At 68.7% G+C, this 14,544-nt stretch carries 14 protein-coding genes; 12 read left to right on the forward strand and 2 right to left on the reverse strand.

Going from position 1 to position 14,544, the window contains the following annotated elements; genetic code table 11:
* Positions 1 to 45 precede the first annotated feature (45 nt).
* Positions 46 to 513: a nuclear transport factor 2 family protein gene (locus tag HUA76_RS24920; RefSeq protein WP_174462272.1), complete on the forward strand. Its 468-nt coding sequence runs from the start codon at positions 46 to 48 to the stop codon at positions 511 to 513.
* Between the two features lie 26 nt (positions 514 to 539).
* Here HUA76_RS24920 and HUA76_RS24925 read toward each other — a convergent pair whose 3' ends face one another.
* On the reverse strand, positions 540 to 1,745 hold the full coding sequence (locus tag HUA76_RS24925; RefSeq protein ID WP_174462273.1) for an endonuclease/exonuclease/phosphatase family protein: 1,206 nt from the start codon (positions 1,743 to 1,745) through the stop codon (positions 540 to 542).
* 322 nt (positions 1,746 to 2,067) lie between these two features.
* Between HUA76_RS24925 and HUA76_RS24930 the strand changes: the two genes are divergently transcribed.
* The 11 genes from HUA76_RS24930 (at position 2,068) to HUA76_RS24980 (ending at position 13,024) form a co-directional block, all read left to right on the forward strand.
* On the forward strand, positions 2,068 to 3,297 hold the full coding sequence (locus HUA76_RS24930; protein WP_174462274.1) for a mechanosensitive ion channel family protein: 1,230 nt from the start codon (positions 2,068 to 2,070) through the stop codon (positions 3,295 to 3,297).
* 271 nt (positions 3,298 to 3,568) lie between these two features.
* Entirely contained in the window at positions 3,569 to 4,777 is a 1,209-nt protein-coding gene (locus HUA76_RS24935) for a M20/M25/M40 family metallo-hydrolase (protein ID WP_174455106.1), read from the forward strand.
* 119 nt (positions 4,778 to 4,896) lie between these two features.
* Positions 4,897 to 5,736, forward strand: coding sequence for a VWA domain-containing protein (locus tag HUA76_RS24940; protein WP_174462275.1), 840 nt, complete (start codon positions 4,897 to 4,899; stop codon positions 5,734 to 5,736).
* Positions 5,737 to 5,758: 22 nt separating this feature from the next.
* A complete protein-coding gene (locus HUA76_RS24945) occupies positions 5,759 to 6,523 on the forward strand; it encodes a protein phosphatase 2C domain-containing protein (RefSeq protein WP_174462276.1) in 765 nt (254 codons plus the stop codon).
* A 4-nt stretch (positions 6,524 to 6,527) separates the two neighbouring features.
* Positions 6,528 to 8,405, forward strand: coding sequence for a hypothetical protein (locus tag HUA76_RS24950; RefSeq protein ID WP_174462277.1), 1,878 nt, complete (start codon positions 6,528 to 6,530; stop codon positions 8,403 to 8,405).
* Positions 8,406 to 8,438: 33 nt separating this feature from the next.
* Positions 8,439 to 9,602 (forward strand): serine hydrolase, encoded by a 1,164-nt coding sequence (locus HUA76_RS24955; protein WP_371823519.1) that lies wholly within the window; start codon positions 8,439 to 8,441, stop codon positions 9,600 to 9,602.
* Between the two features lie 284 nt (positions 9,603 to 9,886).
* A complete protein-coding gene (locus HUA76_RS24960; RefSeq protein ID WP_141640901.1) occupies positions 9,887 to 11,200 on the forward strand; it encodes a hydroxyacid-oxoacid transhydrogenase in 1,314 nt (437 codons plus the stop codon).
* A gap of 19 nt (positions 11,201 to 11,219) precedes the next feature.
* Complete coding sequence (locus tag HUA76_RS24965; protein WP_141640902.1) at positions 11,220 to 11,654, forward strand: thioesterase family protein; 435 nt, start codon at positions 11,220 to 11,222, stop codon at positions 11,652 to 11,654.
* A 10-nt stretch (positions 11,655 to 11,664) separates the two neighbouring features.
* Positions 11,665 to 12,105 (forward strand): hypothetical protein, encoded by a 441-nt coding sequence (locus tag HUA76_RS24970; RefSeq protein ID WP_174462278.1) that lies wholly within the window; start codon positions 11,665 to 11,667, stop codon positions 12,103 to 12,105.
* Positions 12,105 to 12,563: a hypothetical protein gene (locus HUA76_RS24975; RefSeq protein WP_174462279.1), complete on the forward strand. Its 459-nt coding sequence runs from the start codon at positions 12,105 to 12,107 to the stop codon at positions 12,561 to 12,563. The genes HUA76_RS24970 and HUA76_RS24975 overlap by 1 nt, the downstream gene beginning before the upstream one ends.
* A 2-nt stretch (positions 12,564 to 12,565) precedes the next feature.
* Positions 12,566 to 13,024, forward strand: coding sequence for a hypothetical protein (locus HUA76_RS24980; RefSeq protein ID WP_141640905.1), 459 nt, complete (start codon positions 12,566 to 12,568; stop codon positions 13,022 to 13,024).
* 44 nt (positions 13,025 to 13,068) lie between these two features.
* Here the strand turns inward: HUA76_RS24980 and HUA76_RS24985 are convergent, their stop codons facing one another.
* Positions 13,069 to 14,514 carry an amidase gene (locus tag HUA76_RS24985; protein WP_174455112.1) on the reverse strand — a complete coding sequence of 482 codons (1,446 nt, stop codon included), beginning with the start codon at positions 14,512 to 14,514 and terminating at the stop codon, positions 13,069 to 13,071.
* Between the last annotated feature and the right edge of the window lie 30 nt (positions 14,515 to 14,544).

Here is a 14,544-nt window from a genome sequence, read left to right on the forward strand (position 1 = left end):
GGTGGCATCCCCTGTACGTCGAGGGCCTTTCCCGGAAGGCCCTCCATGCTCAAGTCGATGCTCACCCTGCTGGTCCTCGCGCTGTCGTCTCCTTCGGTCGCCGCGTCCCCGAGCGCGGATGAGAAGGCCGTGCTCGACGGGCTCCACGCCGCGTGCGAGGCCTTCCAGAAGGGCGACCTCGCCTTCCTGGAGGGCTTCCTCGCCGACGGCTTCACCCAGATGGACTCGGCGGGAAACGTGACGGACCGCGCGGCCACCCTGGCCGAGGTCCGCGCGAAGGAGCCTCGCTACGAGGTCTTCCGCAACCACGACATGAAGGTCCGCCTCTACGGCGACACGGCGGTGGTGATTGGCATCACCTCCGTGAAGGGCGTCTCCGGTGGCTCGCCCTTCGACGTGGACTTCCGCTTCACCGACACGCTCATCAAACGCGACGGGCGCTGGCGGATTGCCGCGAGCCACATCTCGCGACTTCCCAAGGCCGCGCCTCCCGCGACGACTGGCAAGAAGTAGCCCGCCAGCCGTCAGCGGGACGGTGCTCAGCGGATGACGGTGTAGCCGGCGTGGGCGTGGTCGCTGACGCCCTCCGTCTTCACCTGGGCGCTGGTGTCGGTGTCCAACCCGCCCGATACCCAGACCTGGTCGAAGTTGTCGCCGTTGGCCTTCTTGCCGCCCACCACGCGGCGCAGGCCCGCGCCCTCCAGCGCGTCGCCCACGTTCTTCGTGGAGTCGTTGAAGTCGCCCATCACGACCAGCTCGCGCGCTGGAGGGCCCTTCGCCTCCGCCCGGGCGATGTCGGCCAGGTACGCGAGCTGTTTCGCGCGCAGCCCGCTGGACTCGCTGCCCGCCGCGAGGTGCACGTTGATGATGCTCTTCTCCCGACCGTCCGGCCCCACCACGCGCGTCACCAGCGCGGTGCGCGGCTCGGAGGGGCTGTTCTTGCGCAGCGCCTCGTTGCGCTGACCCAGCTCGTTGCGTTCCGCGTTGGTGACCTTGCCGTCGCCCAGCGCCGCGAGCTGCTCCGGCGAGGACACCGTGGGGCCGCCCGACTCGGCGGCGGGCAGGGTGATGGTGTACGCGTCGACGACCTTGTCCGGCGCGCCCACGTACACCGCGTTGCCGTACGTCGCGTCCGCGCCGCTGTCGCCCTTGATGTTCCGGTCATCACCGGAGAAGGACTCGCCCGTCACCAGCGTGCCCTCGGGCGTCTGGTAGAGCGTGGTGCCGTCGTTGCCCTTGCGGATGGCCGTCGCCGGCGCGTCCTCGCCGATGGGCACCGTGGGCACCGTTCCGGACTTGAAGGCCTCGAACGCCGGATTGAGGTGGGTGACGACACTCAGCGCGGTGTTGGCGTTGCCGCTGCGGTCGACGTTGATGTCCACCTCCTGGAATCCCGCGATGTTCGCGCCCGTCTCGCGGATGAGCCGGGCCTGGTCCTCGCGGTTGTCCTCCGTGCGGTACTTGGAGCCCGCGCCGTTGGCCAGGTTCAGCGTCAGCACGCCAGAGCCGTTGCCCACGTCCGGCAGCTCGTTCGCCTTCACCGGCTTCGAGTACCCCTCCGGTGGCGCGGGGTTCAGCTCCGGCCGGGTGGGACTGGGGCCCGGCGACGGCGACGGCGTGAAGGAATCCTTCGGCGTCTCCGCGGCGCTTCCATTCTTCGCCCGGGCCTCGTTGCCGACAGGGGCGGCGGCCGGCTGCTGAAGGACGTTCCGGGCCCAGCGACCCGCCACATTCCAGATGCTCATCGTCGACTCCTCGCGTTCCATGAGGGAGCGCACGGCCAGGCGCCGCGCGCCCCGAGGGCTCTCTGCACGAACCCCGAGTGTCGCTCAGCCCCGCCATCCCAGGAAAGCACGCCGGGTCGTTTGGACCCCGGGAGTCGCTGTCCCCGAGCTGACGCCTCGTGGGCCGCAGGGCGTCCGGGCTCGGAGAAGTTCATGGACGCGGCCCACTCATACCGCTAGTAGGTTTGACCTCAAACATTCACCCGAGGGTGGAGGCACCCGCCAGGGCACACCGTCCGGTGCGCGCTGGCTCGCACGCGTCCCGCCACGAGAGGCCCGAGACATGGTTCGTACAAGCTCCCTGCAGTCGCTGCTGTTCGCCCTGCCCACCGAGGCCTCCGGTGTGGAAGGGGCCGCGCCGCCCTTGCCCGTGCCGGTGCCGGAGGGCGCCTGGGGTGGACTGGAGCTGTGGCAGTGGGCGGGGCTGGGCGTGTTGGTGGCGGGAGCGTGGCTGTTGGGGCGGGGCGTGGAGTGGCTGGTGATGCGGCTGGTGGACCGGGCCACGTCGATGACGAAGTCCGGCTGGGATGACCAGCTGGCGGCGTCGGCGCGAGGGCCGGTGCGCTACCTGCTCTTCGTCGTGCTGGTGGCCTCGGGGCTGTGGGCGTTGAAGCTGCCACCCGTGGCGAAGCACGGCGTGGAGCTGGTGGCCCGCTCGGTGGGGCTGGCCGCGGTGGGGTGGTTCCTCCTGCGCTTCGTGAAGCTGGCGGCGGGCTTCGTCGAGCAGACGGTGGCGCGCGAGGAGCAGGGCGGCAACGTGGCCCGCGCGCGCGGATTGCGCACGCAGCTGTCGGTGCTGCGCCGGGTGATTGAAGTGGCGGTGGTGCTCATCTGCGCGTCGCTGCTGCTGCTCCAGTTCGAGGCGGTGCGCAACGTGGGCGTGTCGCTGCTGGCCTCCGCGGGCATCGCCGGCCTCTTCATCGGCCTGGCCGCGCAGAAGTCCATCTCCACGCTGCTCGCGGGCATCCAGCTGTCCATCACCCAGCCCATCCGCATCGGCGACACCGTCATCGTCGAGAACGAGTGGGGCTGGGTGGAGGAAATCACGCTCACCTACGTGGTGGTGAAGGTGTGGGACTTGCGGCGGCTGGTGATTCCCATGGGCCACTTCCTGGAGAAGCCCTTCCAGAACTGGAGCAAGGTGTCGCCGGAGATCATGGGCACCGCGGAGCTGTACGTGGACTTCCGCACGGACGTGCCCTCGGTGCGCGCGGAGCTCAAGCGCGTGCTGGAGCAGGAGTCCAACGGCCTGTGGGACGGCAAGGTGCAGGCGCTCCAGGTGACGGACCTCTCCGAGCGCACCATGAAGCTGCGCGCGCTGGTGAGCGCGTCGGACTCCGGCAAGGCCTTCGAGCTGCGGTGCATCGTCCGCGAGAAGCTCATGGCCTTCCTTCGCGGGCAGCCCCACGGCCTGCCCATGGTGCGCACCGAGGCGAGCCTCGCCGAGTCCGATTCGCCCCTGGCCGCCGTGCGCCCGGGCCTGGGCGCCCTGGCCGCACGGTCCGGCGACTGAAGGCCGCTTCCACGAATGGGGCCGGTGTCGGTCCAGGAGGGTGACGCAGCCGGGCAAGGGGCTTCTGTTGACGGGTGAACACTTCCCTCCCGTGCTCAGGGGAGGGGTGTGTTGCCGGGATTCACCGGAAAAACGGAAAGTACGGGTCCGTCTCCGTCGACGCGCGCGGGTTGGCGTTGCGCACGTCCTGGGGACCACACGCGGAGGCCGTGCGATGCGGCCGCCCGCGGTGATCCGCGTCGCACCACCCACCCACCGAGGAGCGCTGCCCATGAAGCGGTTGATTCCGTTTGCCCTGTTATTGCTGAGCCCCACCGCGGCCTTCGCTGAAGCCGAGGACAAAGAGCTGTGGATTTCGCTGGGCTCCGACGCCCTGGCCCCCGTTTCGGAGGCCTTCGCTCGGGAAGGCTGGAGCGTCCCCGCGCCCTCGCTGTCGAAGGAGGACGTGGTGGTGATTCCCGTGCGCGAGTCGCAGCTGTCGCGCATCGCCGAGGTGATGCACGACCGGTTCAACCGCTGTGCGGGGTTCGTGACGTTCGAGAGCCGTGACGAAGCGGAGCAGTCGCTGGTGCCCGCGTCCGACGCGTCCACGCGCGACCTCATCACCTACACCATCGACAACGCCGCCACGGCCAACTGCCTCATCGGCCAGATGACGGAGGCGAACGTCCGCAGCACCATCAACTCCATGGCCGCGTACACCACGCGCTACTACACGTCGAGCACGGGCGTGAGCGCGGCGAACTGGCTGCGCAGCCGCTGGGCGACCCTGGCCGCCGGCCGCACGGACATCACGTCCGAGCTGTTCACGCACACCGCCTGGGCGCAGCCCTCCGTCATCCTCACCATCCGGGGCACCACGCTGCCCAACGAAGTCGTCGTGGTGGGTGGCCACCTGGACTCCATCTCCTCCGGCAGCACGGCGCCGGGCGCGGATGACAACGCCTCCGGCATCGCCTCCTTCACGGAGGTCATCCGGGCGGCGGTGGCCTGCAACTACCGGCCGCAGCGCACGGTGAAGTTCATGGGCTACGCGGCCGAGGAAGTCGGCCTGCGCGGCTCCAAGGAGATCGCCGCGTACCACAAGAACAACGGCATCAACGTGGTGGGCGTGCTCCAGCTCGACATGACCAACTACCGGGGCACGTCAGCCGACGTGGGCATCGTCACTGACTACACCAACTCCGCGCAGAACACGTTCCTGCGCAACGTCATCAACACCTACGGTGCCGGCATCACCCACGTGAACACCACGTGCGGCTATGCCTGCTCGGACCACGCGTCGTGGACGAACGCGGGCTTCGCGGCCTCCATCCCGCATGAGGCTGTCGTCAGCCAGGGCAATCCCTACATCCACACGACGGGCGACACCATCGCGAAGTCCGGCAGCACGGCCAACCACGCGCTCAAGTTCTCCAAGATCGCCGCGGGCTTCGTGGCGGAGCTGGCGAAGGGCCCGACGGGCCCGACGGGCCTCTAGCTTCGCAAGCCCAGGCTCCCCGTTCCATCGCGCCGCCTGTCTCGAGGGCGCGGTGGGACGCGGGGGCCGCTGTCGTCTGTCGTCGCGCACGAGAGGGTGAACCGGTACGCTCGTCCGCCATGGCCTACTCGGCGGAAATCAGCCGCACCGCGCCCGCATGCATCCTCCTCTTGATTGACCAGTCCGGGTCCATGGATGACCCCTTTGGTGGGCCGGGTGGCTCGCGGAAGAAGGCCGAGGGCGTCGCGGACGTCACCAACCGGCTGCTCCAGAACCTGGTGGTGCGCTGTGCCCGCGAGGAGGGCATCCGCGATTACTTCCACCTGGGCGTGCTGGGTTATGGCGAGCGCGTGGGCTCCGCGTTCTCGGGCCCGCTCGCGGGTCGGGGGCTGGTTCCCATCAGCGAGATTGGCCACGCCCCCGCGCGGCTGGAGGAGCGCACGCGGGAGCGGGAGGACGGCATGGGCGGGCTGGTGCGGGAGAAGGTCCGCTTCCCTGTCTGGTTCGAGCCGGTGGCGCACGGCCCCACGCCGATGTGCGAGGTGCTCTCCCGCGCATCTTCCCTGGTAGGGGACTGGCTGCGCGAGCACCCAGAGGGCTTTCCTCCCATCATCGTGAACGTCTCCGATGGGCAGCCCACGGATGGAGACCCGACCGCTGTCGCGTCGTCCCTGCGTGCGCTGCGAAGCTCCGACGGCGCGGTGTTGCTGCTCAACGTGCATCTGTCGTCGAACCCGGCGACGCCCATCCAGTTCCCCGACGCGGAGGTGGGGCTTCCGGACGCGCATGCGCGGCTGCTCTTCGACCTGTCCAGCCCGCTGACCCCGGGCATGCTCGCCGCCGCGCGAGAGGAGGGGCACGCGGTGCGCGAGGGGGCCCGGGGCTTCGCCTTCAACGCGGACATCGTGTCGCTCATCAAGTTCCTGAACATCGGAACGCGCCCCAGCAACCTGCGGTAGCCCTGGCCAGGACGTCGTCACCGTGAGAATCCAGCTCGAGGCGATGTGGGTGCAGAAGGCGGGCAACACGCCCTCCGAGAACGAGGACGCGTGCGCGCCAGAGCAGACGTCCACGTTCGAGGGCGAGGTGCTGCACGTCGCCGTCGCCGATGGTGCCACGGAGAGCCTTTTCTCGGGCCTGTGGGCCCGGCTGCTCGCGGGGGAGTTCGCCGAGGGGCGGATGGGTGAGTCCTCCGCGCTGCTCCAGGCCCTGCCCGTGCTGCAGCGGCGATGGCACGCGGACGTCGGGAGTCGGGAGCTTCCCTGGTACGCACAGGAGAAGCTCCTGGAGGGCGCGTTCGCCACGCTCTTGGGGGTTCGCCTGGAGGCCGCGCGCGGTGGCGACGCGGTGGGCACCTGGACGGCGCTGGCGGTGGGGGATTCGTGTCTCTTCCAGGTCCGAGGAGACCGGTTGCTGCGGTCCTTTCCCCTGGAGGCGGCCGTGTCGTTCGGCTCGCGTCCGTTCCTGGTGTCCACGCAGTCCGGTCAGAACGCGCGCGTGGGCGAAGCGGCGCGATGCGAAGCAGGGGACGTGCGACCCGGGGACCTCCTGTTGCTGATGACCGATGCGCTGGCCCACTGGTTCCTGGCCGAGCACGAGCGGGGCGGGGCGCCCTGGCTCGCGCTTCCCACGGGGACGTCGGAGGACCTCCCGGTGTCCTTCGCGCGCTTCGTGGATGGCCTGCGGACAAACAAGGTCATCCGCAACGATGACGTCACGTTGCTTCGCTTGACGGTGGGGGCGTGAGGTCGTGATTCTCCCTTCGGACAGCGACTACCAGACGGCGCTCCAGCATCCTCGGCAGGCGTTCGCCGACCCCGAGTTGAGAGAGGGCGTCGTCGAGCTGGGAACGGGCGCGATGGCGAGCCTGCCCCGGCCGCGCGCGGGCAACTTCGCGACCATCTACAAGGTGACGTGTGGCGAGAAGGTCTACGCCGTGCGTTGTTTCACCCGCCCATTTCCCTACGACTTGCAGTCCCGCTACCTGGAGATCCAACGTCATCTGGAGCAGCACTGGCTGCCGTACATGGTTGGCTTCACGTTCCTTCCCCGAGGCATCCACGTCCGAGGGCGGTGGGTGCCCATCGTCAAGATGGAGTGGGTCCAGGGAGAGTCCCTGGAGCGCTATGTCGGGCGCCACCTGCATGAGCCCGCGAAGCTGTTCCAGCTCGCCGCCGAGTGGTTCGACCTGGTGAAGGCGCTGAGCCGCGCCGCTGTCGCGCATGGTGATCTCCAGCATGGCAATGTCATTGTCACCGACTCAGGACTGCGGCTCATCGACTACGATGGAATGTGTGTGTTCTCGCTGCGTGGGCGCGAGAGCCATGAGCGGGGGCACGCCAACTACCAGCATCCAGCGCGCGACTCGGGCTCGCTCAACCTCCAGTTGGACCTCTTCCCGGCGTGGGGGGTATGGCTCTCGCTGGTCGCGCTCGCGCACGACCCGTCGCTCTGGGAGCGGTTCCAGGGGGGCGACGACTGCCTCCTGTTCCGGCGGAAGGACTTTGTCGAGCCGACCCGTTCTCCATTGCTCCAGGCGCTACTGACTTCGCCTCATGCTCGAATCCGCGAGTACGTGCCGAGAACCCTGTTGTCCCTGCTGGCACTCGCGCCCTCGCGCTTGCCGGAGCTGACCCTGGACGAAGGACTGGACAAGCGACTTGTTCCGGAGCCCGGACCGCAGCCGACGCGCGCGCAAGCCCACGCGCGGGCGCTGGCGCGCTTCATCGCTCCCGCTTCGCTGGCCCCCCGCGAGTTTTCTCGTGAGGACTCGTTGGAGCGCGGCATGACCGGGGGCGTGCTGGTCACCGCGATCCTGGGGCTCATCCCGGGCGTGGTGTTTTCTCCGTGGTGGTTGGTGGGATCGGGGCTCGTGGGTGGACTGGGGCTTTCGCGCGCGCTCTTGCTGTATCGGAAGGAGCCCGTGGCCCAGGAACACCTGCGGTTGGAAAGGCAATGGGCCGAGTCCCGTGCGTCCCGAGGCGATGTGGAGGCGCGACTTCAACAGCTTCGAGTGGACCGACCGGCCGTGGCGCAGCGCGCCCAGGCGGCCCACGCTCGACTCCTGGGTGAGCAGGAGTCGCTCCATGTCTGGATGGAGGAGGTTCGCGAGCGCAACCACGATGTGGATCGCTCGGCGCTCGACCGCGTCGACGGACGGCGTGTCCAGGTGGACCGAGAGGAACTCAACGCTCGAAAGGACCTGGAGGCCGAGCACAAGGGCTGGGAGGAAGACGCGGCGCTCCAGTCCCGGCTCCCCGACGAAGAGAAGAGACAGGTGCGACTGCGGTTCAAGCGCGAGGCCGAAGAACTCGCGGCCCGCTTCGACGCGCGGCGTGAAGCCCTGGAGTTGGAAGAAGACTCCGCGGCGGTCCAGATGCGAGCGGATGGCATCCTGTCGAGGGAGTTCCGCAAGGCCCTGACGCATGCCGAGCAAATCATCGACCAATTGAGGGAGCACCATGTGGAGCTGGTCGAGGTGGACCAGGAGATCGCCCGCCTCCGGCGCGAGTGCATCACCCTCTGTTGGAGAGAGCTGGAAGCGGAACGGGCCGTCTCCTCGGGCGACTCCCTCAGCTTCACGCGCTTTCTCGCGCGGCTCTTCCACGAGACTCCCGAGAAATCTTGAAGCAGGGCTGTCGTTGTCACCCGGGAGTCACCAGTGACTGGACACACGCTCGGACGGGCGGGTTACGTCCCCGGCTTTGGTCGTGGTGGCGCCGGTGTGTCCCTGGCGGGCGTGGTGGACTTCGACTACGAGAGAGCGTCCCGGCTGGGCGTCGCGGATGCCCTGGGGGCCTTCGTGGCGGGCTCGGCGGCTCCCGCGGGGGGCAGCACTTCCTGGAGGACGATGATGACAACGTGGTTCGTGCCGCGTGGTTGGTTTGGGGCCTTGGCGCTGTCCTGGCTCACGATGGGAAGCGCCCTGGCGGCGGCTCCGGCAGCAGGGGCTCCGAAGCGCGAGGCACTTCGGTCCGTCGTGGATTCGCTGGCGGCGGAGGCCGCGCGCCTGGCTCCGGGAGCGGACGTGGCCATCGCGGTGAAGGACCTGCGCACCGGAGAGTACGCGGGGTCTTCCGACACGGTGCCGCACATCTCAGCCAGTTCGGCGAAGGTGTTCTGGGTGGCGGCGGCCTTGAAGAAGGCCGAGGAGTCGAAGGTGGCGCCGCTGGCGGAGAAGGTCTTCCGCACCTCGGACAACGAGGCCTCGGGCGCGGTCATCGACCTGGTGGGTGGGCCGGACGCCATCAATGACTATCTGCGCTCGCTGGACGTGAAGAACACCGCGCTGACGAAGTGGAACTACGGCAAGCCGCGCCGCGCGACGAACTCGCCCCAGGCGATGGGGAATGACAACTACCTCTGTGCTGCCGACGCCGTGTCTTTCCTGCATCGCTTGAGCGCGGGCGAATTGCTGAAGCCAAAGCCCACCTCGCGCATGCTCGCGTGGATGGAGCTGACGCCTCGCGAGGGGTGTGGTGGTTGGCTGGGGACGCTCCTGCCCGCGAAGGTCCGGGCCTCGATGCGCCACAAGGCGGGCTGGCTGCCTCCAGGGTGCTGCTCGGATGACTCGCGCTACAATGTGCTCAACGAGGTGGGGTTGGTGCGGCTGCCGGATGGTGGCCACTACGCGGTGGCCATCCTCGCGGCGCGCGGACCGGACTGGCCGCGACAGGCGTTCTTCGTCGAGCGGGCGTCGTGTGTGCTCTATCGCACGCTCTCGGGAGAGGCCTCGCTGGACTGTGGGGAGTCGCTCGCGAAGCAGGGCGGACCCGCGCCGGTGCCCGTCGAGGACGGCGGCACGCCTCCGAACTACGACTGCTGAGCACGGCTCGATGGAGTTCCTCGCCACGCGTGTGGAGGGGCTCGGCGGAGGGAGGCACGCCTCCGAACCACGACTGCTGAGCACGGCTTGGTGGAGTCCTCAGGGGTTGAATGCAGGACCCCGAGCCACGAGCGCGGAGGGGTTCGATGGCCCTCCCGCGCTTCGGGATGGGCTGTGCCGTCCGTACCTCTTTCCCGCCGCGAGACCCTGGCGCTGGAGGATGTCGCCCGTTCTTCCTCCCACCCACGCTAGATTGCGGCGGCAACCGGCGTGGGAGGACTGTCATGGGCTTTGGTTGTTGCCACTACCAGTCGGTGGGCGAGGGGTGTGACTCCGCCTTCACGATGGATGCGTCGCGCGTCACCTTCGGTCGAGGCTGTCTGTCGGAGGTGGGCGAGCGGGCCCGGGCGCTCGGCATGAGACGCGTGGCGCTGTTCTCGGATGCGGGCGTGGCCCGACTGCCGCACTTCGAGAAGGTGCGCGCCTCGCTGCTCGCGGCCGGACTCGAGGTCGGCGTCTTCACGGACGTTCGCGTCGAGCCCACGGACCGCTCCTTCCTGGAGGCGGTGCGGTTCGCCGCGGACCTGCGCCCGGATGGCTACGTGTCACTCGGTGGCGGCTCCGTCATCGACACGTGCAAGGCGGCGAACCTCTATGCGACGTGGCCCTCCGACTTCCTGACCTACGTGAATGCCCCCGTGGGCGAGGGCAGGCCGGTGCCCGGTCCCCTCAAGCCCCACATCGCCTGCCCCACGACGTCGGGAACCGGCAGCGAGGTGACGGGCATCACCATCTTCGATCTGCTCTCGTTGGGCGCGAAGACGGGCATCGCCTCGCACGCGCTGCGTCCCACCGAGGCCCTGGTGGACCCGGACTGCACCGCGACGCTGCCGGGCGAAGTGGTGGCCGCCAGCGGCCTGGACGTGCTCTCCCACGCGCTGGAGTCCTATACGGCGCGACCCTACGTCCGCCGCCCCGCGCCTCCGCGCCCCAGCCTGCGGCCCATGAGCCAGGGCGCCAACCCGTGGAGCGACCTGGGATGTCGAGAGGCCCTGCGGTTGATGGGGCTGTATCTGGAGCGCGGCGTGAAGGATGCGGGAGACCACGAGGCACGCGAGCAGTTGATGTGGGCGGCGACGCTGGCGGGCATCGCGTTCGGCAACGCGGGCGTGCATGCGCCCCACGGCATGGCGTACGCGGTGGCAGGGCTCGTGCGCGAGTTCAGGCCCACGGGTTATCCCCAGGACGAACCGCTCGTACCCCATGGAATGGCGGTCATCCTCAACGCGCCCTCGGTGTTCCGGTACACGGCGGAAGAGAGTCCGGAGCGGCACCTGGAGGCCGCGACGTGGCTGGGCGCGGACGCGCGCGGCGCGGGGCCGAAGGACGCGGGCGAGGTGCTGGCGGACAAGCTCATCCGCATCATGCGCGCGGTGGGGATGCCGAACGGACTGGGCGGAGTCGGGTACACCGAGGCGGACGTGGCGGCGCTGACGGAGGGGGCCTTCCCGCAGCAGCGACTGTTGCAGAATGCTCCCCGCGAGATGTCGAGGCCCGTGTTGAGCGGGCTGTTCCAGCAGGCGCTGGGGTATTGGTAGCCATGGGGAGACTGAAGCCGTGAGTGACGTCGAGACCGCCGAGCGCTATCGCTACTTCCTGCCCATCACCACACGGTGGATGGATAACGACGTCTACGGCCACATCAACAACGTCACGTACTACAGCTACTTCGACACGGTGGCGAACCACTTCCTCATCCAGGAGGGCGGGTTGGACATCCACGGCAGCTCCGTCATCGGGCTCGTCGTGGAGTCGAAGTGCCACTACCGCGCGCCGCTCGCCTATCCAGACGCGCTGCGGGCGGGGCTTCGGGTGGACAAGCTGGGCACGCGCTCGGTGACGTATGGGATTGGCATCTTCAAGGAAGGGGCGTCGGAAGCGGCGGCCCACGGGCACTTCGTTCACGTCTTCGTGGACCGCCAGACGCGCAAGTCCACGGCGATCCCCGAGCGACTGCGCGAGGCGCTTTCGCGACTGACCCTGGCGACTTAGGACAGCGGCCATGCCCTCGTCCTTCCTCGACCTCCTGGTCAAGACGCATCCCTGGGGAGCCACGCTCCTGCTCGTCGTGGGGTTCGCGTTGGCCCTGCGCGTGGCGTCGTGGATGAGTGGCTGGCATGGACTCGCCAGGCAGTTCCGCGCGGACGGGCCCGCCCCGAGTGACATGCGGAACTTCACCACGGGGAAGATCGGCTGGATCGACTACAAGAGCTGTCTTGCCGTGGGCGGCGATGCGCAAGGGCTCTACCTGGTGCCGAATCTCATCTTCCGACTCTTTCATCCCCCGCTGCGGATCCCCTGGTCGGAGATTCATGACAGGGAGGTCACGTCGTTCTTCTTCGTGAAGCGCGACACGTTTCGGGCGGGGGAGCACTCCACCCGGATTCGGCTCCGGGCCGCCGTGACGGAATCCCTCGACTTCTACCTGCCCCCGGCGAACTGATGGAAACGCTCAGCATCACCTTCGACGCACGGCATGAACTCACAGGCGAGGTGGGTTCAGTGAAGTGTGGCCTCTGTGGAGAGGCCGCGCGGGGTCGGATGCTGGACCAGGGTGGATTGGCTCGGGGCTTTGGTTGGGATTGCCCGTGTGGCGCGTTGGGGATTCATGCGCCGCTGTATGACCTGGATGAACTGTACCGTGACATCCTCGAGGCCTGGGGCTTGAAGCCTCGTGACCCGGACGTCTCGCCGCCGGCTCCGGTGGGCGAGTCCGGGCTGTTGTCCGCGGTGTATGTGGATGGGCCAGCGCTGCTCCGAGGCTTGTTCGTGGAGGCGCGGAGTCAGGGCGCCCAGGTGGCCTCCACGGAAGTGCTGGTCCGGCTCGTGGTGCCTGGGTTTTCGTCCCCTGCGTCCATCTGGGATGTGGTCTGGGCACGCGCGCCTCGGCAGGGAGAGTGACGATGATGGAGACACCCTCCGTGTTTCTGCTGGCCGCGACCTCCATTCCGCTCTGGTTGGGCATTCCGCTGTTTGTGGTGGGCCTGCTGGCGTTGGCGCTCTTCTCGTCGCTCAAGGGGGGCTGGTTCTGGCTCGCGCGGAGGTTTCGCACGGACGAACCCATGCCGAGGGGCGCCATCAGTGGTGTCACGGGGCGGATGGGTTGGGTCCATTACAGGAACTCGCTCACCGTGGGGGCGGACGAGGATGGCCTCTACATCTCGATGATTCCCGTCTTCATGCCCTTCCATCCTCCCCTGTTCATTCCCTGGTCGGAGATTCGAGAGCGAAAGCGGGAGACGCCGTTCCTCTCCGTCCTCACGAAGTTCGACAGGCTGGAGGTTGGCCCGAAGCGCACGGTGGTGCGCATCGAGAGCCTGGTCATGGACGGGCTCGGTCGATACCTGCCGCTCCCGCGCTGAGCCTCTCTTCCTCGAGAGGCCCAGCCCGCTCACTCAAGGGCGTGTCAGGCGTCCCGCGCCGCATGCACGGGAGGCCGGCGCACGGACCACGGACGTGCCTCCTCCAACTGTCCCGCGAGGCGGAACAACGTGGCCTCATCCGCGAAGCGGCTCACGAACTGGACGCCGATGGGCAACTCCTGCGCGTTCCAGTGCAGCGGCACGGACATCGCGGGCTGTCCTGTCACGTTGTAGAGCGCGGTGAAGGGAATCATCGAGAACACGTGGCGGTACCACTCGCCAGCGCTCATCGGCTTGTTGGAATCCATCGCGCCCAGCGGGTAGGGCGGCACCGCCGCCGTGGGCGTCAGCAGCAGGTCATGGTCCACGTAGAACGCGCCCACGGCGCGGCTGACCTGATTGAACACTCCCAGCGCTGCCTGGAGATCCGTCGCCTTCAGCGAACGGCCATGCTGCACCGCCGCCCAGGTGGTGGCCTCCAGCGTGTCCGGGCCCACGGGACGTCCCAGGGCCCCGCCCAGCATCCCCGCCAGGGCCGCGTTGGTCGAGGACCAGACCGTCACCATCGCCTCCACCAGCGCGGCGTCGTCATAGACGGGCGCTGCCTCGACGAGGTCGTGCCCCAGGGAGGCGCATAGCTTCGCGGCGTCCTCGACCGCCGCGACGTTGTCGGGGCTCACGGGCCCTCCGGACGCGGGCCTCCTCGAAATCGCGATGCGCAGCCGCCCCGGCTCCCGCCGGACCTCGTTGAGATAGGGCCGCTCCGGCGGCGGCGCGTAGTGCGGGTCGCCCACCGCGGGACCGTGGGTGGCATCCAGCATCGCAGCGCTGTCGCGGACCGAGCGCGTCACCACATGCTCCACGCCCAGGCCGTTGATGGCCTCTCCTGAATTGGGCCCCACGGAGTTGCGCCCGCGCGTGGGCTTCAGGCCGAACACTCCACAGAGGGCGGCGGGAATGCGCAGGGAGCCGCCGCCATCATTGCCATGGGCCACCGGGACGATGCCCGCCGCCACCGCCGCCGCCGAGCCTCCACTGGAGCCACCGGAGCTGCGTCCCAAATCCCATGGGTTGCGCGTGGGGCCATGCAGCACCGGCTCCGTCGTCGCGTTGTTGCCGAACTCCGGCGTGTTCGTCCGGCCCAGCAACACCACGCCCGTGCGGCGAAAGCGCTCCATCAACACGGAGTCGAACGGCAGCATCAGTCCGCGCGTCAGCCGACTCCCCAGGTCCGTCGGGACGCCCGCCGCATGCAACGCCAGGTCCTTGATGAGGAAGGGCACCCCGGTGAAAGGACCCTGGGGAAGCCCCGTCTGCACGGCGGCCCGCGCGTCCGCTTCCCGGACGTCGATGACCGCGTTCAGCTTCGGATTGACGCGGGCGATGGCCGCGAGCGCCGCTTGTGTCAGCTCCGTCGGAGTCACTTCCTTGCGACGCACCAGCTCCGCCAGCCCCATCGCGTCGTATCGCGTGTAGTCGTCCAGGTGCATAAGCCCTTGTGGCGCACCGGACCGCGGAAC

This window comes from Myxococcus sp. CA056 (genome assembly GCF_013336715.1).
Lineage (GTDB): Bacteria > Myxococcota > Myxococcia > Myxococcales > Myxococcaceae > Myxococcus > Myxococcus llanfairpwllgwyngyllgogerychwyrndrobwllllantysiliogogogochensis.

What these genes read in the sequence shown, in the direction of transcription:
- HUA76_RS24920 (WP_174462272.1), top strand. Translation starts at nt 46, where the DNA reads ATGCTCAAGTCGATGCTCACCCTGCTGGTCCTCGCGCTGTCGTCTCCT.
- HUA76_RS24925 (WP_174462273.1), bottom strand. Translation starts at nt 1,745, where the DNA reads ATGAGCATCTGGAATGTGGCGGGTCGCTGGGCCCGGAACGTCCTTCAG.
- HUA76_RS24930 (WP_174462274.1), top strand. Translation starts at nt 2,068, where the DNA reads ATGGTTCGTACAAGCTCCCTGCAGTCGCTGCTGTTCGCCCTGCCCACC.
- HUA76_RS24935 (WP_174455106.1), top strand. Translation starts at nt 3,569, where the DNA reads ATGAAGCGGTTGATTCCGTTTGCCCTGTTATTGCTGAGCCCCACCGCG.
- HUA76_RS24940 (WP_174462275.1), top strand. Translation starts at nt 4,897, where the DNA reads ATGGCCTACTCGGCGGAAATCAGCCGCACCGCGCCCGCATGCATCCTC.
- HUA76_RS24960 (WP_141640901.1), top strand. Translation starts at nt 9,887, where the DNA reads ATGGGCTTTGGTTGTTGCCACTACCAGTCGGTGGGCGAGGGGTGTGAC.
- HUA76_RS24970 (WP_174462278.1), top strand. Translation starts at nt 11,665, where the DNA reads ATGCCCTCGTCCTTCCTCGACCTCCTGGTCAAGACGCATCCCTGGGGA.
- HUA76_RS24975 (WP_174462279.1), top strand. Translation starts at nt 12,105, where the DNA reads ATGGAAACGCTCAGCATCACCTTCGACGCACGGCATGAACTCACAGGC.
- HUA76_RS24980 (WP_141640905.1), top strand. Translation starts at nt 12,566, where the DNA reads ATGATGGAGACACCCTCCGTGTTTCTGCTGGCCGCGACCTCCATTCCG.
- HUA76_RS24985 (WP_174455112.1), bottom strand. Translation starts at nt 14,514, where the DNA reads ATGCACCTGGACGACTACACGCGATACGACGCGATGGGGCTGGCGGAG.